The 18,350-nt window shown below is 43.4% G+C and carries 19 protein-coding genes; 15 read left to right on the top strand and 4 right to left on the bottom strand.

Annotated elements, in window-relative coordinates; all coding sequences use genetic code 11:
- Positions 1–2 precede the first annotated feature (2 nt).
- The 4 genes from ACN6MV_RS23780 (at position 3) to thiI (ending at position 3,882) form a co-directional block, all read left to right on the top strand.
- Positions 3–416, top strand: coding sequence for a hypothetical protein (locus ACN6MV_RS23780; RefSeq protein WP_339287679.1), 414 nt, complete (start codon positions 3–5; stop codon positions 414–416).
- A 184-nt stretch (positions 417–600) separates the two neighbouring features.
- Positions 601–1,311 (top strand): lytic transglycosylase domain-containing protein, encoded by a 711-nt coding sequence (locus tag ACN6MV_RS23775; protein WP_076117297.1) that lies wholly within the window; start codon positions 601–603, stop codon positions 1,309–1,311.
- Between the two features lie 129 nt (positions 1,312–1,440).
- Positions 1,441–2,592 (top strand): cysteine desulfurase family protein, encoded by a 1,152-nt coding sequence (locus tag ACN6MV_RS23770; RefSeq protein ID WP_042130295.1) that lies wholly within the window; start codon positions 1,441–1,443, stop codon positions 2,590–2,592.
- A 3-nt stretch (positions 2,593–2,595) separates the two neighbouring features.
- Positions 2,596–3,882 carry a tRNA uracil 4-sulfurtransferase ThiI gene (gene thiI / locus ACN6MV_RS23765; protein WP_231573885.1) on the top strand — a complete coding sequence of 429 codons (1,287 nt, stop codon included), beginning with the start codon at positions 2,596–2,598 and terminating at the stop codon, positions 3,880–3,882.
- 37 nt (positions 3,883–3,919) lie between these two features.
- On the opposite strand, the gene ACN6MV_RS23760 is transcribed toward thiI, so the two are convergent.
- Positions 3,920–4,612, bottom strand: coding sequence for a TerC family protein (locus ACN6MV_RS23760; RefSeq protein WP_419885011.1), 693 nt, complete (start codon positions 4,610–4,612; stop codon positions 3,920–3,922).
- A gap of 173 nt (positions 4,613–4,785) precedes the next feature.
- On the opposite strand from ACN6MV_RS23760, the gene ACN6MV_RS23755 reads away from it, so the two are divergent.
- From ACN6MV_RS23755 to ACN6MV_RS23730, 6 genes are all read left to right on the top strand, one after another.
- Positions 4,786–5,445, top strand: a complete 660-nt coding sequence (locus ACN6MV_RS23755; protein WP_042130290.1) for a TerC family protein — start codon at positions 4,786–4,788, stop codon at positions 5,443–5,445.
- 219 nt (positions 5,446–5,664) lie between these two features.
- The gene (locus tag ACN6MV_RS23750) at positions 5,665–6,168 is read left to right on the top strand and encodes a hypothetical protein (RefSeq protein WP_042130289.1); all 504 of its coding nucleotides are present in this window, start codon (positions 5,665–5,667) and stop codon (positions 6,166–6,168) included.
- A 210-nt stretch (positions 6,169–6,378) separates the two neighbouring features.
- Positions 6,379–8,220 (top strand): translational GTPase TypA, encoded by a 1,842-nt coding sequence (gene typA / locus ACN6MV_RS23745; RefSeq protein WP_042130287.1) that lies wholly within the window; start codon positions 6,379–6,381, stop codon positions 8,218–8,220.
- Positions 8,221–8,345: 125 nt separating this feature from the next.
- Positions 8,346–8,642: a YlaH-like family protein gene (locus tag ACN6MV_RS23740; protein ID WP_042130285.1), complete on the top strand. Its 297-nt coding sequence runs from the start codon at positions 8,346–8,348 to the stop codon at positions 8,640–8,642.
- 83 nt (positions 8,643–8,725) lie between these two features.
- Positions 8,726–9,826, top strand: coding sequence for an LCP family protein (locus tag ACN6MV_RS23735; protein WP_419885010.1), 1,101 nt, complete (start codon positions 8,726–8,728; stop codon positions 9,824–9,826).
- A gap of 101 nt (positions 9,827–9,927) precedes the next feature.
- The gene (locus tag ACN6MV_RS23730) at positions 9,928–10,380 is read left to right on the top strand and encodes a pyridoxamine 5'-phosphate oxidase family protein (RefSeq protein ID WP_419885009.1); all 453 of its coding nucleotides are present in this window, start codon (positions 9,928–9,930) and stop codon (positions 10,378–10,380) included.
- Positions 10,381–10,409: 29 nt separating this feature from the next.
- On the opposite strand, the gene ACN6MV_RS23725 is transcribed toward ACN6MV_RS23730, so the two are convergent.
- A complete protein-coding gene (locus ACN6MV_RS23725) occupies positions 10,410–10,985 on the bottom strand; it encodes a YhcN/YlaJ family sporulation lipoprotein (protein ID WP_042130279.1) in 576 nt (191 codons plus the stop codon).
- Between the two features lie 105 nt (positions 10,986–11,090).
- Here ACN6MV_RS23725 and ACN6MV_RS23720 point away from each other — a divergent pair, with 105 nt between their 5' ends.
- Entirely contained in the window at positions 11,091–12,422 is a 1,332-nt protein-coding gene (locus tag ACN6MV_RS23720; protein WP_076117287.1) for a PhoH family protein, read from the top strand.
- A 384-nt stretch (positions 12,423–12,806) separates the two neighbouring features.
- Positions 12,807–14,033, top strand: a complete 1,227-nt coding sequence (locus tag ACN6MV_RS23715) for an extracellular solute-binding protein (protein ID WP_419885008.1) — start codon at positions 12,807–12,809, stop codon at positions 14,031–14,033.
- Here ACN6MV_RS23715 and ACN6MV_RS23710 read toward each other — a convergent pair.
- Both ACN6MV_RS23710 and ACN6MV_RS23705 read right to left on the bottom strand, forming a co-directional pair.
- Positions 14,025–15,152: a coiled-coil domain-containing protein gene (locus tag ACN6MV_RS23710; protein WP_419885007.1), complete on the bottom strand. Its 1,128-nt coding sequence runs from the start codon at positions 15,150–15,152 to the stop codon at positions 14,025–14,027. The genes ACN6MV_RS23715 and ACN6MV_RS23710 overlap by 9 nt on opposite strands.
- A 421-nt stretch (positions 15,153–15,573) precedes the next feature.
- The gene (locus ACN6MV_RS23705) at positions 15,574–15,810 is read right to left on the bottom strand and encodes a DUF2626 family protein (RefSeq protein WP_042130273.1); all 237 of its coding nucleotides are present in this window, start codon (positions 15,808–15,810) and stop codon (positions 15,574–15,576) included.
- A 345-nt stretch (positions 15,811–16,155) separates the two neighbouring features.
- On the opposite strand from ACN6MV_RS23705, the gene ACN6MV_RS23700 reads away from it, so the two are divergent.
- From ACN6MV_RS23700 to ACN6MV_RS23690, 3 genes are all read left to right on the top strand, one after another.
- Entirely contained in the window at positions 16,156–16,806 is a 651-nt protein-coding gene (locus ACN6MV_RS23700) for an RsfA family transcriptional regulator (RefSeq protein WP_042130271.1), read from the top strand.
- Positions 16,807–16,970: 164 nt separating this feature from the next.
- Positions 16,971–17,933: a ketopantoate reductase family protein gene (locus ACN6MV_RS23695; RefSeq protein ID WP_419885006.1), complete on the top strand. Its 963-nt coding sequence runs from the start codon at positions 16,971–16,973 to the stop codon at positions 17,931–17,933.
- 21 nt (positions 17,934–17,954) lie between these two features.
- Positions 17,955–18,341 carry a DUF3397 domain-containing protein gene (locus ACN6MV_RS23690; protein ID WP_042130267.1) on the top strand — a complete coding sequence of 129 codons (387 nt, stop codon included), beginning with the start codon at positions 17,955–17,957 and terminating at the stop codon, positions 18,339–18,341.
- Positions 18,342–18,350: the final 9 nt, after the last annotated feature.

Genomic DNA, 18,350 nt, shown 5'->3' with positions numbered 1-18,350 from the left:
TAATGGACAGAGAAAAGGATCATGAATCAAGTTCATCCAATGGACCATCCGGTCCGAGAAAAGTCATATTGCGTCCGCGCAGAGTAGACTATCCTCGCCGGGACAGAGAACATCAAGAGGAATATGCCGCAGAGGTGAATCCGGTTTCGATGCCGGTTCGGGATACAACACCGCGTGTGGCGAGTGAAACTAAGGAGGAAGAAGTGGAATACAGTGGTAGCCAAGTGATGGGTTATACTGGGCTGGCTATGGGTATTGCCTCCTTATTTCTCTGGTCCATCATTCTTGGACCTATATCGGTTGTAATTGGATATTATGCATATGCCAAAGAACAAAAAACGCTTGGGGCATGGGCGATGGGTTTAGGGATTGTATCCACACTTAGTTACTTTGTGATGATCCCCTTTGCCCGCTAAACAAGAAGCGTAAAGTTTGAATTATAACAGGCTTTTAGACCTAAATATCAGGGTCTGAAGTCTGTTTTTTCATTCCAGCATATAGCAATAATCTCGGATAAAATGTAATATTAAGCCGTAATTCATCGAAATCTAAGGTTAGATCAATATATATGATACAACAGGATAAAAGGAGTGCGCCGGTATGGAGATTAATCCCGCTGTAACCAATGGGTTAGGGCAGCTTAAATGGATAAGCTTAAAGAGTGCAACCGCCAAGAGTAGTTCAGCGAATGAAACTGAAAGGTCAGGTGCGTCAGCTTCTCAATTTGCAGCGATGCTGCAAGCTTTGTCTTCTAACACCTCTAACAGCGGGGATACAACCTTCTTAACGTCACTCCCGGACGCGTCATCTGTTAGTAGCCTGTTGTGGCAACAGATAGGTGGGACAGCGGAAAGCATCGAGAGTGTAATTTCCGGGGAAATAACGGATACTAAACCAACGAGCTATGATGATCTAATTCAAACGGCGAGTGCTAAATACGGGGTGCCAGTTGATTTGATAAAAGCTGTAATTGATACAGAATCATCCTTTAATCCAAACGTTGTCTCATCGGCTGGTGCAAAAGGATTAATGCAGTTAATGGATGGAACAGCACGCGGTTTAGGGGTTTCAGATTCATTTGACCCCGCTCAAAACATTGATGGCGGCGTACGCTATCTGTCTTATCAATTGAAACGCTTTGACGGACAGGAAAAGATGGCATTAGCGGCTTACAATGCTGGACCAGGCAGGGTCATTAACCTTGGGGTAAGCAGTGATCAGGAATTATTGGAGAAGCTTACACTGCTTCCAAAAGAGACGCAGTCCTATATCACTAAAATAGAACGCGCTCGCGCGCAATACGCTGTATAATATAAAGGATCAAACGGGCAGTTCCCTTAAACCACATGGCTGGTATTTGGGATTACCGTTTGATCCTTTTTCGGAATTTAAGAAAGAATGATTTTTGTACTTTAAGGAAGTAAAGGAGATAATCGATATATGCTTTACTGGGATTATGCCGCCGCTACACCCCCCTATGAAGATGTAGTGAAGACGATGGAACAAATTATGAAGCTGCACTATGCTAACCCGTCATCCTTACATCGTGCTGGAAGTGAAGCAGCTAAGCTGATCAGGCGTTCGCGAGAAGTATGCGCGGCTGCGCTAGCTGTCCAACCGAAGGAGATCCTATTTACATCTGGAGCTACGGAGAGTAACAATTTAGCTATTAAAGGTGCTGCTTTGCAGTATCAGTCAAGAGGACGTCATCTTATAACTACGGAAATAGAGCATCCATCTGTTTATGAAAGCTGTTTGCAACTGCAGAGAAATGGCTGGGAGATTACTTTTGTAGCGCCGGACAGTACTGGAATGATTGATCCAGAGCGAGTAGCTGCTGCAGTACGGCGTGATACTGTGCTCGTAAGTGTGATGCATGTAAATAATGAGATTGGAACAGTGCAGCCGCTAAAGGAGATTGGCAGGTTGATTAAATCCGCCAATTCACGAACCTTATTTCATGTAGATGGCGTTCAGGGATTTGGCAAGCTTGCTGTTGATCTTAAAGGATGGAAAGCGGATCTTTACAGCTTGTCTCCTCACAAAATTAGAGGCCCACGCGGAGCGGGGCTTCTCTATATTAAAGAAGGAATTCAACTGTTCCCTTTACTTTCAGGTGGTTCACATGAAGAGGGGCAACGTGCTGGAACAGAGAATGTACCTGCGATTGTTGCATCGTCCAAAGCAGTGCGGATGAGTGGTGAGCAACGCGAAACCTTCAATGCTCGAGTGCTTCCGCTTCGAGATCGACTGCTACGCTTCTTGCACACCGTTCCTGAATTTGTTATAAACAGCAGAGAGGATGGAGCCCCTCATATTGTGCATTTCTCATACCCAGGCATGAAAGGTGAGGTATTTGCCCGCAAGCTGGAGGAATTAGGGATGGCTGTTTCTACCCGATCGGCCTGCTCTTCCAGACTGGCAGAACCTAGTCGTGTTCTATTGTCTATGGGCAAAGATGTTTCTGTTGCTTCAGGAGGCATCCGTATCAGTTTCGGTGATAGTCACACTGAAGAAGATGTCGCGGCACTTGAGAAAGCACTAATTACTGCGGTACGAGCTTTAAAGATTGCTGAAGGAGGTATGAAGTAACTAATGAGTGTGATGAATCAGGAATCTGCTAAAGGCAGTGCCAATAGTATAGATTATGCCGATATGCTGCTTTTGCGTTTCGGGGAGTTTACATTAAAGGGCAAGAACCGTGCCAGATTTGAGAAAACTGTACTGCGTCATGTGAAGGAAATGATTAAGCCTTATCCAAAGGTAGTTCTAACCAAGGAGTTTGGAAGAATTTATGTAGAGCTGAACGGAGAACCTGCTATTGAATTGGTAGAAGCGCTAAAGAACGTATTTGGTATTGCCTCTATCAGTCCAGTAAAGGTGGCTAAGTCAGAGCTCGAGGATATTGTGGCTGTCAGCCGCCATTTTTTAGAGATCATCGCTCCTGCACCGGGAACTACATTTAAGGTTAATGCGCGACGAGTATGGAAGGAGTTCCCGTATGGCTCTATGGAGATGAATAAGCTAGTCTCAACCCCACTGCTGCAAGGATACTCCGGACTTACTGTGGATGTAAAATCACCTCAACTGGAGCTGAAGGTCGAAATTCGCCAAGGTCATACCTATATATTTTGTGAAAATATTGCTGGTGTTGGTGGATTTCCGCTTGGTACGAATGGAAAAGCAATGTTATTGCTGTCCGGAGGCATTGATAGTCCTGTAGCGGGTTGGTCATCCATGCGTCGTGGACTTGAGGTGGAATGCGTACATTTCTATAGTTATCCTTATACGAGTGAGCTTGCTCGGCAAAAGGTGGTTGATCTTACGAGGGTTTTGTCACGATATGCGGGAGTCATCAAACTGCATTTGGTGCCCTTTACAGAGGTACAGACATCTTTTACTGGAATAGGTCAGGATAACCTGATTATTACGTTGATGCGTCGAGCTATGTTGAGGATTACTACACAGCTTGCTGAACGTGAGGGGGCACTCGCAATCGTAACCGGTGAAAGTCTGGGTCAGGTTGCTAGTCAGACGTTACCAAGCATGAACGTGATCGGCCGTGCTACAGATCTTCCTCTCCTACGTCCACTGGTAATGATGGACAAAAGTGATATTGTGGAGCTGTCTAAGAATATAGGCACCTATGATTTATCTATCCTTCCTTATGAGGATTGCTGCACTTTATTCGTTCCAAAATCACCTACAACGAACCCGAATTTACGGATTGTAGATAAAATTGAAGCTACGCTCCCTGGATATTCTGCAATGCTGGATGCAGCGATTGAAGCCACGGAGACCGTGCTGATCACTCCCTATGGAGATGAGAAGCCTAAAGATGTAGTAAGTGCCCAGGCTGGATTACAGGAAGAATGGTTTTAATATTATAAAAAAAAGGCTGTCTCATTCGTAGCAATATTTACGGCTGAGGCAGCTTTTTTGATTGTTTATGACTGGATTGACGTCTCCAGTGTCCTCCAATTAAAATGCCAATGAGGATCACGAATATAAACAGAGCTTTCAATAGCGGATGCTGGTCAAAGAATGGGGATAGCTGCTGCTCATCTGTAATCATGCTTGACGCTGTAAACCCTAAGACAGCTGAGCCAATATAAATAATCCATGGATATTTGTTGATTAATTTAATAAAGAGAGTACTTCCCCAGACGACGATTGGCACGCTGATTAACAGTCCTATGACAACTAGAGAGATATTGTGCTTAGCAACGCCAGCAATGGCGATGACATTATCCAGTCCCATCGCAGCATCGGCTAGAATGATTGTACCCACAGCAGACCATAGGCTTTGGCCAGCCTTGATATTTGCTGAATTGTTCTCATCTGTTAACAGTTTATAGGCAATCAGAATAAGTAAAATCCCGCCAGCTAGTAGTAACCAGGGGATCTTTAATAGCCACACGACCAGAATTGTTGCGAAAATCCGTAATACGACGGCACCTGCTGTCCCGAGCACGATTGCCTTTTTTTGAGTACTGTTCGGCAAATTACGCGCAGCAAGCCCGATGACTATAGCGTTGTCTCCCGCCAGAATGAGATCTAGAAAGATAATATTGAGCAGTGATAATACAAACTCCCATATGGATGTATTCAAGGCGTAGTCACCCCTAAAGTTAGTTAAGATCAGCACGAAGATATGCTTAGTTTTGTATACGCAAAAAAAAGGGCATACATGCTTTCATCCTCAAAAAAAAGTTGGACAGGAAGCATAGCTTGTCACTTCCGAACATACATGTAGTTACATGTGATTCGGGGAGGTAAGAGAGAATGGAATCATTATTGCTCCTTGGTGAAATATTGATGATCAATCTTGTGCTGAGTGGAGATAATGCAATGGTCATCGCGATGGCCAGTAAAGACCTTCCGGAGAAACACCGGAAAATTGCGGTATGGTGGGGAGCTGCGGGAGCTGTTATTTTGCGCTGCGTGCTTACATTTGTCGCGGTATTACTGTTGAAAATCCCTTATATCCAAGCTGGAGGAGGAATTCTGCTGCTATGGATTGCGTTCAAGCTGCTGCTCGAAGAAGAGGAGGATCTCAGGGTAGCGGAAGTATCCTCCGTATGGAAGTCAATCCGAACGATTCTCGTGGCTGATTTTATTATGAGTCTCGATAATGTCTTGGCGATTGCCGGTCTAGCCAAAGGTGATTTGGCTTTAATTGTCATCGGGATTGCACTCAGCATTCCGATTGTAGTATGGGGAAGTGGCCTCATTGTAGGCTGGTTGCATAGATTTCCGGTACTCGTATTTATCGGCGCGTATATTTTAGCCTTTACAGCAGGTGACATGATGCTTCAGGATGCAAAATTAGGGACAATGCTATCCTTTTTACTCCCATCCACGCATTCCATCCTGCCGATCGCTTTAGGAATATTAGTGGTTGTAACCGGAGCTATTAAGCGGAGAACAACATTTGCAGGTTAATAATTTGCAATAAAAGGCAATACTAAAAGGACATCTCCATAAATTGGAATTGTCCTTTTTTTGACGTATCAGAAAGTCACTTTGGGGGGATAATTTGCGTGGTCAGTGATGGCATTTTGAGTGTATTTCAGATAAGATATGAATAAGAATCCTGTCGTTTTAAGGGCATGAGATGACATGGTAGTGAGGTAGACGTGAATTTGAAGGGATGGGTGAAAGATGTCTTCCAAGAATGACATTAGACTAGGAGTATTCATTGTAGCTGCTGGCATCGTGATTTTATTCGGTAAACTGGGGGTCTTCGGATTTTTGGGACGTGCCCTTTGGCCGCTAGTGATTTTACTTCCTGGATTGGTTCTACATATGTTATTTTTTAGCCGCCGCGCTTCGGCAACAGTATTGATTCCCGCGGGGATATTAACGGTGTATGGTTTATTGTTTGGTCTTTGCAATATATGGGGATGGGGGCTTATGAAATATTTATGGCCAGTGCTTCTGCTTGGCATTGCCGTAGGCCTGTATGAATATTCCATCAATTCTCCAAGACGGACTGGGGGAATTTCTGCAATTGCTGTTATATTAGGCGTTCTAAGCATAGCGCTTTGTATTTTCAGTCTTATGGGAACTGGTGTGATCTATCTAATTGGTATTGTATTTATCGCTGCAGGGATTTGGCTGATTACTGGACGGGGCAGAACACGCAGCTGGAATAGATGGAATTGAAGCTAGCCGATGTTCCATCCTAAAAAAAAACGAAAATTGGAAACTGTTTTTTTCATAAAAAGACTTGCTTTTCATAGTGCTTTCACTATAATATTAATGTTATGTTGAAGCGTCGGCTTTCTGCCTGGCGCTTCTTTTGTGAGACTGCCGTGACATGCTACGAATTTTAACAGTTTTAATTTGATAAATGAGAGGATTTGGATACAAATCATGCATTCAAGAAAAGATATTCGCAACATTGCGATCATTGCCCACGTTGACCATGGCAAAACAACACTCGTCGATCAGCTTCTTCAGCAATCGGGGATCTTCAGCGCACACGAGCACCTTCAAGAACGTGCCATGGACTCTAACGATATCGAGCGGGAACGCGGAATTACAATCCTAGCTAAAAATACAGCAATAACTTATAAAGAGTTTTTGATCAACATTGTGGATACACCTGGACACGCTGACTTCGGTGGCGAAGTGGAACGGATCATGAAAATGGTTGATGGTGTATTGCTGGTTGTTGATGCTTATGAAGGCTGCATGCCGCAAACGAAATTCGTTCTGCGTAAAGCATTGGAACAAAAACTTACACCAATCGTTGTCGTGAACAAAATTGACCGTCCAGCTGCTCGTCCTAAGGAAGTTATTGATGAAGTACTCGATTTGTTCATCGAACTTGAAGCAAATGACGAACAATTGGAATTCCCGGTTGTGTATGCATCTGCCCTTAATGGTACTTCAAGCTTGGTTCCTGAAAAACAAGATGATACCATGCTTTCCCTATATGAAACAATTGTAGAGCACATTCCAGCTCCAACCGAAAGTGTTGAAGAGCCTCTTCAATTCCTCGTTACTTTGATGGACTACAATGAATACCTGGGACGTATTGCTATTGGCCGTGTAAACCGTGGTGTAATCAAACAAGGTCAATCTGTAACAGTTATTATGCGTGACGGTAAGAGTAAGACCGCGCGTATTGAGAAATTGTTCGGCTTCCAAGGTTTGAAACGTATTGAAACAGAAGAAGCGGGCGCAGGGGATATCGTTGCTATCGCAGGGATCAAGGATATCAACATTGGTGAGACCATTGCTGACCCACAACACCCTGAAGCACTTCCAGTTCTGAAGATTGACGAGCCAACCATGCAAATGACATTCCTTGTGAATAACAGTCCTTTTGCTGGTAAAGAAGGTAAATGGGTAACTTCCCGTAAACTACGTGAGCGTCTCTTTAAAGAGCTTGAAACAGATGTGAGTTTGCGTGTGGAAGAAACTGATAGTCCTGATGCATTTATCGTTTCTGGACGCGGTGAGCTTCACCTTGGTATTCTGATCGAGAATATGCGTCGTGAAGGTTATGAAATGCAAGTTTCTAAACCACAAGTAATCATTAAAGAAATCGACGGTGTCAAAATGGAGCCGCTTGAGCGTCTAATGATTGATATTCCAGAAGAAAGCATGGGCTCTGTTATGGAGAGTCTGGGTACCCGTAAAGCCGAAATGGTCAACATGATTAACAACGGTACGGGTCAAGTACGTCTGGAGTTCCTGATTCCTGCACGTGGTTTGATTGGTTACAACACTTACTTCTTGACTTTGACACGCGGTTACGGCGTTATGAACCATGCTTTTGACAGCTACGCTCCACTGGTTGCTGGTCAAGTTGGCGGACGTCATCAAGGTGTTCTTGTATCAAGTGAGACTGGATCAACAACTCAATATGGAATCGTGGGTGTTGAGGATCGTGGTATTCTCTTCTTGGATGCAGGTACAGAAATTTATGAAGGTATGATCGTAGGCGAGCATACCCGTGATAACGATATTATCGTTAACATCTGTAAAGAAAAAGCACTTACAAACATGCGTACCTCAGGCAAAGATGATACTGTAAAAATGAAGACACCACGTACCTTCTCTTTGGAAGGCGCGCTTGAATATTTGAATGATGATGAATATTGTGAAATCACACCTAAATCCATTCGTTTGCGCAAAAAGATTTTGAACAAAGGCGAACGCGAACGTGTAGAGAAGCAACGTAAAATGGCACAAGCAAACGCGTAAGATCAACTTATCATAGTAAAGAGCCGTCGGAGGTTTAACTTTCGGCGGTTTTTTTTATAACAAAAACTTCCCCTACTGATGATATAATGTAAACGTATCTTAAATTTGGGAGGAGTGCGGTATCTATGCAGGTCTGGTTTGCTGAGCATCCAATCGTCGCTTATATTGTTATTTTTATATTGCTTACATTTGTGTATAATCAGGTATTTCGTGTGAATCAGAAGTTATCGATTGGCAAAGAGATTATGCTCTACATAATGATGGCGATCGGCTCCGGCATGCTCCTCATTTTTCAACATGATAAGCTACCGATCATCCAGTGTCTGCTGGTTGCTGTCGGATTGATGTTGCTCGTACGAGTACGTTATATCATGGAAGCTCGGCAGAAGAGAAAGGCTGCAACTGCAGCAAAAAGACAGTAAACGAAACTTTTACTGCTTATGTAACGTCTATTTAAGTGTGGCAATTTTAATTCCAAATGAAATGAAGAGGACTTTATTCTACTATGAGTACACGAAACAGCAGTTTACCTCCAAGAGCAAGTGGGCAACAACCCAATAATAGAAAACAGCCTGTAAAGGGTTCTCCTAAGAAAAAAAAGCGTAAGAAACCGCAGAAAAGAGGTTTTTTTGGCAGATTAGTTAGAATCTTGTTAACCCTGCTGATTATTGCGATTCTTGGCGTATTGGGCTACGGCGGCTATCTGTATTGGAAGCTTGAGAATGGGGTCTTTAACGCAGGGAACAAAGGAACGGTTGCCCCAGGACATTCAGCTACAGAAAAACCATTGACGATGCTTATACTAGGTACGGATAATAGACCGAAGCATGAATCTAGATTGACAGATGTTATTATGGTTGCAGCGCTTAATCCTAAGACAAAATCAGCTACCATTGTCTCTCTTCCACGCGATACCTTAGTTGAGCTCAGTGGATACAAGCAAACGAAGATTAACGAATTCTATGCTCGCTTCAAAGGTAAGGAGAAGTCCTCTGGTATTTTGGCAGAAGATGAGATGAAGACCATGATGGGGAAATATCTAGATATTGATGTGGATTATACAACGATTCTGGATTTCCAAGGCTTCCGTGATGTGGTGGACGAGCTTGGCGGAGTCAAAGTCAACATTAGCGATAATATGTGTTATACAGACAGTGTAGACGGTACGAATATCAATCTGAAAAAAGGTCCGGCAGAGCTTAATGGAGATAAAGCGCTAGATTATGTGCGATATCGTAAATCTAATTGTAAGCCTAAGACTAAGGCTTCAGATGATTTTGATCGGAACAAACGTCAGAATGAGGTCCTTCATTCATTGGTGGATCAGATGCAATCGCTTGGCGGAGTATTAAAAATAGGCAAGGTTCTTGACGCAGTGGACAGCAACATGCAGACTGATATCGAAAATTCGCAGATTAAAGATATGATTGCGACTTATTGGAAGATTTCCAAAGAGGATATCGAATTCAAGCCTGTGACTGGAACATGGCGAAGTCCGTATGTATATATTAATGATGAGGAGCTTGAGGCTGCCAAGAAAAGCCTGCAGGATCGGTTAGCAGGAGTTTCTGCTAGCTCCACTTCGGAATCCACTGAGGCGCCTTAAAGACCTTAATAACACTTCGCTCTAAAATTGAATGCAAGTTTCAGCCTGTGCTATAATATAATAAATTGAATGAATTTACGCCGCATAGGGGGCCAGTACTTATGTCCGAAGCCGTTGCTCAGCTGAACGAAACCTTGTTATCGATGCTGCAATCGGAAACCTTTGTTCTTCTCAACACAGTTGATGCGGAATCAGGAGGTCCAACGTCCACGGCCATATCGTGGATTTATGCAGTTAGTCCTAGTACTGTGCGTCTGGCTGTAGATCATCGTTCCAGACTCGTGAACAACATGAAGATCAACCCTTTAGTAACTATTACTGTGTTTGGTGAGGGAGCTGTTCATGCTATTAACGGCACTGCCGTTGTAAGACAGGATCCGCTTCAGGATGTCCCTTTCAAAATGTGCTGCTTTGATGTTGAAATTATGGCGGTGCGTAATGCGCTTTTTTATGGAGCGCAGCTTGAATCCGCCCCAAGATATGCGAAGGTTTATGATGGACGTGCCGCTGAGAAGCTGGACGGACAAGTATTTGCTGCCATGAAAAAAGCCTAGTGAGAATATCACTGGGCTTTTTTTGTCCTCTACTGTGCATTTTTTCGCGGTTTTGTATCTTCTGGCAGCTGCGGCATGATTCGACCGATGATATCAGCCAATTCGGATGAAAATCCGGAAATCGGATGTCCCTCGGAGATATGGCGACTCATGTCTGCTAATCTGCTGGAGAGATCCATATCGGCTGTGACAAGCGCACGTACACTTCTTGGGTCTTTGCGAATAGCTTCCGCTACAGAATATTTAATGCTTCCTACCCGTGACCGTTCTAGAGAACCTTCTACGTCAAGACCAACGATGGCCACCTTGTTCATGACTACACAGTGTGCACCATTCACACCAGGGACTCTTTTTGCTAACTGTTCAAAATGGTCCTTAAGTGCAATTTCACTTTCGCCCTTAACACTAACGGCTTGACCAGCTTTTGAGGTGGCCTTAGGATTAGTCACACCATCATTGGACAATTGTCGAACCTCATGGTTCCCCGGACCCTTTACAGCATTCGCTGATTGTTTATTCTGAGGAGAGGGTGATGTCTTTTTATTAGCGATACCGCAGCTTGTCAGTAGCAGCAGTACCAGCAACAGACACATTGATTTTCTCATATGTGCTTACTCCTTTCAGCCAAGATCGTTTCTGTACCTTATCTTTTCCCTTGGCGGAAAGAGTTATGTATGATCAATCAAACCAGGCGCTGTGGAGGGGATAATATGAACAAGATATTTGTGCTAGATACCAACGTGCTTTTGCACGACCCCAATTCGATTTTCTCTTTCAAGGAGCATGAGGTGGTTATTCCGGCGGTTGTGCTGGAAGAAATCGACTCCAAAAAGCGCAACGCTGACGAAATCGGTCGGAATGCCCGCACAGTTTCCCGATTGCTTGATGGACTTCGTGAACTAGGGCATTTGCATAGTGGTGTGGAACTGGAGCATGGAGGTAAGCTGAAGGTAGAACTTAACCATCGCAGTTTTGTGAAGGTACAGGAAATGTTTGGTGAGGTATCTAACGACAATCGGATTTTGGCTGTAGCTCTCAATTATTTAATCGAAGAGAAGGAGAAGCCAGATCCGCGTCCCGTAGTGCTTGTGAGTAAGGATGTGCTGGTCCGTATTAAAGCGGATGTGCTAGGGATTACACCAGAGGATTATTTGTCAGATCGTACTGGAGATTTAAATGAACTTTACACTGGTTACCAATCTCTGCAGGTTCATCCGGCATTGATTGATGAATATTACAGTCACCGTTCTTTAACGGTTAAACAGCTCGCGTTGTCGTATCCCTTGTACCCTCATGAATTTGTGATCCTCAAGGATGAGATCGGCACGGGCAAATCAGCACTTCTCAAAGTGAATAGTGATGCGACCCGTCTAGAGCCGCTCTATCTAGGCAATGATTCGGTTTGGGGGATCAGCGCCCGAAATGCTCAACAACGAATGGCTTTGGAACTGCTTCTAAATGATGAAATCCCACTTGTAACCATTACAGGTAAGGCTGGTACAGGGAAGACGTTATTGGCGCTTGCTGCCGGACTATTCAAAGTTGAGGATGAGCATAAATACAAAAAACTGCTCATTGCCCGGCCAGTAGTTCCCATGGGGAAAGACATTGGTTATTTACCCGGGGAGAAGGATGAGAAGCTAAGACCGTGGATGCAGCCTATTTATGATAATCTAGAGTTCCTGTTCGATACCAAAAAAGCTGGAGATATTGATAAAATATTAATGGGCTTAGGCAGCATACAGGTAGAAGCCTTAACCTATATCCGTGGACGTTCTATCCCTTCACAGTTCATCATTATTGATGAAGCTCAGAACCTTTCCCGTCATGAAGTGAAGACGATTGTTTCCAGAGCGGGTGAAGGAAGTAAGGTCATTCTTATGGGGGATCCGGAGCAAATCGATCATCCGTATCTGGATGCTGCGAGCAACGGGCTTAGTTATATCGTTGAGAAGTTTAAGCAGCAAGGGATTAGCGGACATATTACTTTGGAAAAAGGGGAGCGTTCCCGTCTGGCCCAATTGGCCGCGGATCTTCTCTAACCTTCAATCCTCTTTTCAGCCGGGAGAAACATAACTCCCGGCTTTTTCCTGCCCGCCCAGAAACGGAGGAGGGAATTAACGGTTGTGGTGCTTTAGAATGAGCGCGGTCAGCGGAGGGGGAGGAATTGTTCTGTAGAAGCGTTAGCGCTCGCCTTTGTCTCCGGATTTATACCGTTTAGGAATATAATCCATAAATCTGGAGACAACAGCGATCGGAAGAATAATCCGCACATGGAGCGCCCTTAGCGCTAAGATCACCCAGTCTTTTAATTGTCTCCGTCGTTTCACCTATATAATAGAAAGAGAACGTTTTCACATTCTAAAGACAAGCAGCGACGGGTTTGGTAAAATAGTGAAGACGAATCATGGGGAAGGTGGGAAATCGTGCTTAAACGCAAAAATTATTGGCTGCTTTTTGCAATTTTACTACTATCGCTGACAAGCTTGTCGCCCAGTATGGAATTGAGTACCAATAACGACCCACATCCTATGAAAAAGCCTCAAAGTCAGTCTACAAATCCTTCTTCAGGGGAAGAGGGTTCTATAGATAGTCTGCGTATAACAGTATCGCTAAATAGCGAGGAATTCAGTGAGCTGGAGCTTCTAAGCAATCGTTATACTTTAGAAAGTGGAGTAAAGGTGATATTAAGAAATATTGATAGCGAGGATGCAGACGAAGTTTTGAAGCATGATCTAACCATCGGAGACAGTCCGGATATCGTCATGGCGGATGGACGAAGTATTCTCGACTGGGCTACACGTGGATATTTATTACCGGTGGATGTTTATCAGAGCATTCCAGGAACTGCACCGTTAACTCAGTTGATCCCGTGGATGCAATGGAACGGATATAATTGGGGAGTGCCGCTGGATATAGACCCTTATATCCTTGTTTATTCACCACAGCGTCTTGCGGAACTGGGGTTTACCACCTTACCAAGAAGTCTGGAACAGTGGAATATATTGCTTCAGAATGTGCTTAAAGAGCAAGGGAAATATTTGCTCGCGATGGATACTCGTAATCCATATGGATTGTCGGCGGTCATGGAGAGTATGAACAGCAGCTTGCTATCGGATAACCAAGAAGTGATGAATTGGACTCAGAATGCTCGCAGTTATTTTTACCTTACCAGCCGATATAACAAAGATGTTTGGGATATGATTCAGAGCGGAAGCGTTGCTGTTGCTGCTCTACCACTATCAGAGTGGCAAAAACATGGCAATTCATCCTTAGTTGCTGAAGCACCACGGACCGCAAGTGACGGGAAAGGACTTGAATCCTATTACAGCCGTTCCTTTGCGCTTCCGGCGCAATCTCAAAGTCCAAAGGAAGCCGTGAATTGGTTGACATTTATTACCTCGGAGGATTCTCAGATGGATTGGCTGGAGAACACGGGGAGCTTGCCTGCGCTTGATGTCCTTTATCGTTCGGAGCATGCTTTTAAATATAAGCTTCCTTTCGGAGTTGAACTCTTACTGACAGAAGAAACCGCCCCGAAGATCGAATCCCAAGGCGGCTGGAGTAAGATTGCTGAAGCAGTATCCTTACTGCTTACAGGAAAAATTGATGCGGCAGGGTACAAAGACTTCATTAAGAAAGGTCTAGAATGAGATCGAAAGTTTAACTTGCAGGACGCCCTCTTTACTATCTACTTCTGTGGCACGTAGAAAAGAAACGATTTTCCCAGGGTAAAAACCTAAATCAAATTCCTCTTCAAGTGTCCTTCTAGTGGTGTCAGGTAATTCGAGACCATTAAATACAACATGATCTACTTGGAATATAAGTCCGTTGATGGGTTCCTCCTGAATGATGTAGTGACCGGTTAATGAAAGGGCTAACGCTCCGCTTTTTCCAGTGGCAGTAATCGATCCGTCATTGAAATGAAAAGCGAAATCGTTAAATAGCTTATTCTGGGATTGAAGAAATTCGTTCAGATCCTCTTCTTTCAGATTTAGAACATAAGTCATCCCCTTACGAGTAAGGACTCCCTCTCGATTCTGGACAAACTGCGGTAACTTATTCATAGCAGATGATAATGCTTTGAAGTAGGTCTTTACCTCGCGTAAACCAATATTCTCCCAATATAATGTGAATTCTTGAAGAAGAGCGCTCATATTATCAGGGTCACTACTGTCTTTAATCCCGCCTTCAATTTCTTTATTGAGCGCAGCTACCCGAATTTTCTGTTCCTCAAGAGCAGTTCGTAGCTCCGCAAGATCCTTCGAGCTGCGTTGTGCAGCTTGGAGGGTCTTTTTTAGATCCCTATACTGATCCTCGTATTGTGTGAGAATGTCGCGGTCATTTCCAATAATTATTTCATAATAATCGAATAGAGCCAGGAATCTGCTAATACTTTTCGCGGATAAAAACGCAGCCATGAGACCGTCTCTATCCCCCATATAATAAGAACGCAGGACTGCGCCTGCACGCTCTTGTTGCTTTGCGATGGCAGATTTTTTCTGGCTGGCTTGCTCTTCGAGGGATTCTACCTTTTCTTCAAGCGCTTTTTGTTCGGCTGTAATCTTGATGATTTCCCGCTCGATTTCTGCGGAAGACAAAGTCTGCTCCAGAAGTTTACGGGTTTCTTCATTATCTGGTATAGAGGAATTGAAAAAAGAACCGCTTGGATCGGCAGACAGGTACATCGTAGATTGTAACGGGAACAATGTACAGCAGAAGAGAATTAGTATGGTTGCCATCATGCGGCTTAGGGAATTGCGGGAGCGCACCACACCACCACCTTTTTTTGAAATATAAGAAATTTCTGTTTCACTCCATAAATCATCCTTCTATTTCTCGTAGAAACGGAAACCGTCCCCAAAAGGGTCGGCAAAGCCGATTCTTCTTGAATTGATATATGTATGTACTAATAATATGTTTAACCCTTCTAAAATAGCATACATACAAAAATATCCCCACAAAGTGAGGCTATCCTTCAAATATAAGAAAGTATAAGCTTCACGTTATACATTATCCTTATATCTCGCGCATAAACGCTTACCGTCCTTTAGGGACACCGAAGGCGTTATTGCTTCGATGCGTACTCGGGTATTTTGTGAGGGCCTCATATATATACTAGCTTATAAACAAAAAAACGGAAGTGATCCTTATTAGATAAGGACCTCATCCGCTTCAAGAGAGTACTGCAATTTATAGTGGAAGACCCATTTGAAAGATCGTCCAATAGCTGAAACCGGTGAAAGTCAAAATCATGTATGCCCAAAAAAGTAGGACATAAGTTTTTTCAGTAAACTTCAAATAACCGAGAATTACGAAAAAAGCGGTTTGTAAAAAGAAAAGCAAGGCCATTTCTGTCAGACCTCCGGCAAAAGCCATCAATCCAATAGCCAGTGTAAAAAAACCTAATACCCGAAACATGCGGTCCAAGAGAGAGTCCCCCTTCCAGTATGTATCTCACGAATATTCCTTCGACTTATTATACCCGTTCAGTAAAAATGTGTAAACGAATTCATTGAAAAAAATGTACTAATCTTCATAAAATGTGATTTTTATAATTGACTGAGGTGATTAATGATTGAAAAAAGAGAATTTATAACTTAAAGCGTATGATGTGAGCAGATAATGGAAATACAATTTAGTATCAAATAGATTCTATGAACTCTATGAGAAGCATAGAAATGGAGTAAGCAGCTTTTATCCCTATTCACTACCCGGCAGAGCTGCCGGTTATGGAGATGGTTATTTCAAGATGTTGTTAGGAGGTTTGGTTGGATGACAGCCGTTAGACAGGATGCTTGGAGTGCAGAAGATGATCTAATACTGGCAGAAGTAACCTTGCGTCACATTCGGGAGGGCAGTACACAACTTGCTGCTTTTGAAGAAGTGGGCGAGAAAATCGGCAGAACGTCGGCTGCGTGCGGATTCCGCTGGAACAGCTGTGTTCGAAAAAGCTATGAAGGCGCAATCGGAATCGCAAAAGGTCAACGTCAGAAACGAAGTTACCTGAAAAAGCAACCGTCAGTTAGAGGAGCACAGGTAGCGGGTCTGATTCTCGGGGATACCGACGAGGAATTCGGACGAGGCGAAGGATTAAGCGAGAACACATTATCCATTGATGCGGTTATACGTTTCCTGAGACAATGGAAAGGTACAATCCAGGAAGCAGGACGTCAGCTGAAAATGCTGGAGAGAGATTTGCGCGAGAAGGAAGATGAATTAACAGAATTAAGATCTGAGAATGAGCGGTTGTCCAAAGAGGTTAATCTTGCTCAAAGTGACTACCGGGTAGTCAACGATGATTACAAAGCTTTAATTCAGATTATGGATCGTGCTCGTAGGCTCGCTTTCTTAAACGAAGAAGAAGAAGAAATGAAGACTCGTTTTAAAATGGATGGGAATGGAAATTTAGAACGTATTGAATAAACGGTTTGCAAACTAAAACACCCGTAAGTGGTTCGCTTTATTAGCGCCATTTGCGGGTGTTTTGATTGGGTATTGCCCCTTATAAAGGAGGACAACGACGTTTCTTCTTGGTATATTAAGGCTATACTTAGAAAAATTGCGCTTGAGATCAACAGGAGGATCAGATGAGAATCGATATAATCGGTGCGGGTTCACTTGGTCTGCTTTTGGCAGGAAGGCTGATTGCATCCGGGAATAAAGTGAGATTGTGGTGTCGAGGGATAGAGCAGTGCCGGCAATTAGAGAACGAGGGCTTAACTGTGAGTTATGAAGATGGCCGCGATTCGATTACGATTTCGGGGGCTCGATTTGCGTTCGCACCCATAGAGGAGTTTACAGATGCGTATTTTCGTGAGCCAAGTGATTGGATCATAGTGACGGTTAAACAGGATATATTACATAATGTTTTACCTGAATTTCTATCCCCCCTTAGGAAAGAACAGGCACACATCATTTGTTTTCAAAATGGCATAGGACATATGGAGATGCTCAGAGACTTGTTACCGAAAGCTAATTTATATGCTGCCGTTACAACAGAAGCTGCGAAGCGCAAATCTTTGACTGAGGTCATTCATGCAGGTGCCGGGGAGGTGTGGATAGGGAGATGGGGCTTAAAGAATGGACAAGCTCATATCATACATACTGATTTACAAGCGAAATATTTAATAGAAGTCCTCATTTTGGCAGGATTCTCCGCCTTTTTGTCGAATGAAGTGGGTACCATGATTTACCGGAAGCTCCTAATCAATGCCGTAATTAATCCACTCACGGCGATTTGGCGTGTTCCAAATGGTGAGCTGCTTGCATCAGAAGGGCGCCTGCAGTTAATGAAAGAACTTTTTAGAGAAGCTACTATGGTATATGATGCCTGCGGAGTTGCTTATGATCACGATGCGTGGGATAACATCCTTAAAGTCTGCAGGAATACGGCTGGCAATACTTCGTCCATGCTGGCAGATGTTCTCGCTTCGAGAACCACAGAAATTCAATGGATCAATGGAAGTCTTGTAAATATGGCAGAAAGAACGGGAACGTTGGTTCCTTTACATCGCTTGATCTGTCAACTAGTAGAAGGAATAAAGGTATGATCTCGGAGGAGAGGTGAAGCTATGGGATTGCTGATGAATTCGGTCATTACTTTGAGCTTGATTCCAATAGTACCGTTTTTAATTGTTTATTTCATTGGAAGAGGCTTAAAAAAAGATAAAAAGAAAACTTTTATGCTCGCTATGGACGTGACTACATTTTTTTTATTATTATCGGTATCCGCATTATTTAACAACTTATTTAATAACGGTTTTGGGTTTTATCTTATACTACTTATTGTATTAATATCCACTGGATTGATTGGCGGCGCTCAGAATCGTCTGAAAGGAAAGGTAGATGGAAAGCGGTTATTTCGGGCAGTTTGGAGACTTTCTTTCTTTTTTATGAGTGTAGGATATTTATTATTTATGTTTGTAGGGCTAATTAAGTACATATCACAAGCGATGTAATGTTCCACT

It is taken from the genome of Paenibacillus sp. B-A-8 (genome assembly GCF_048572915.1).
Taxonomy (GTDB): Bacteria; Bacillota; Bacilli; order Paenibacillales; family Paenibacillaceae; genus Paenibacillus_AQ.
The sequence above is the reverse complement of the archived record's forward strand: the minus strand, read 5'-3'. Positions and strand labels throughout refer to the sequence as shown.

What these genes read in the sequence shown, in the direction of transcription:
- ACN6MV_RS23770 (WP_042130295.1), top strand. Translation starts at nt 1,441, where the DNA reads ATGCTTTACTGGGATTATGCCGCCGCTACACCCCCCTATGAAGATGTA.
- ACN6MV_RS23755 (WP_042130290.1), top strand. Translation starts at nt 4,786, where the DNA reads ATGGAATCATTATTGCTCCTTGGTGAAATATTGATGATCAATCTTGTG.
- thiI (WP_231573885.1), top strand. Translation starts at nt 2,596, where the DNA reads ATGAGTGTGATGAATCAGGAATCTGCTAAAGGCAGTGCCAATAGTATA.
- ACN6MV_RS23730 (WP_419885009.1), top strand. Translation starts at nt 9,928, where the DNA reads ATGTCCGAAGCCGTTGCTCAGCTGAACGAAACCTTGTTATCGATGCTG.
- ACN6MV_RS23750 (WP_042130289.1), top strand. Translation starts at nt 5,665, where the DNA reads ATGTCTTCCAAGAATGACATTAGACTAGGAGTATTCATTGTAGCTGCT.
- ACN6MV_RS23740 (WP_042130285.1), top strand. Translation starts at nt 8,346, where the DNA reads ATGCAGGTCTGGTTTGCTGAGCATCCAATCGTCGCTTATATTGTTATT.
- ACN6MV_RS23720 (WP_076117287.1), top strand. Translation starts at nt 11,091, where the DNA reads ATGAACAAGATATTTGTGCTAGATACCAACGTGCTTTTGCACGACCCC.
- ACN6MV_RS23775 (WP_076117297.1), top strand. Translation starts at nt 601, where the DNA reads ATGGAGATTAATCCCGCTGTAACCAATGGGTTAGGGCAGCTTAAATGG.
- ACN6MV_RS23780 (WP_339287679.1), top strand. Translation starts at nt 3, where the DNA reads ATGGACAGAGAAAAGGATCATGAATCAAGTTCATCCAATGGACCATCC.
- ACN6MV_RS23695 (WP_419885006.1), top strand. Translation starts at nt 16,971, where the DNA reads ATGAGAATCGATATAATCGGTGCGGGTTCACTTGGTCTGCTTTTGGCA.
- ACN6MV_RS23725 (WP_042130279.1), bottom strand. Translation starts at nt 10,985, where the DNA reads ATGAGAAAATCAATGTGTCTGTTGCTGGTACTGCTGCTACTGACAAGC.
- ACN6MV_RS23735 (WP_419885010.1), top strand. Translation starts at nt 8,726, where the DNA reads ATGAGTACACGAAACAGCAGTTTACCTCCAAGAGCAAGTGGGCAACAA.
- ACN6MV_RS23700 (WP_042130271.1), top strand. Translation starts at nt 16,156, where the DNA reads ATGACAGCCGTTAGACAGGATGCTTGGAGTGCAGAAGATGATCTAATA.
- typA (WP_042130287.1), top strand. Translation starts at nt 6,379, where the DNA reads ATGCATTCAAGAAAAGATATTCGCAACATTGCGATCATTGCCCACGTT.
- ACN6MV_RS23690 (WP_042130267.1), top strand. Translation starts at nt 17,955, where the DNA reads ATGGGATTGCTGATGAATTCGGTCATTACTTTGAGCTTGATTCCAATA.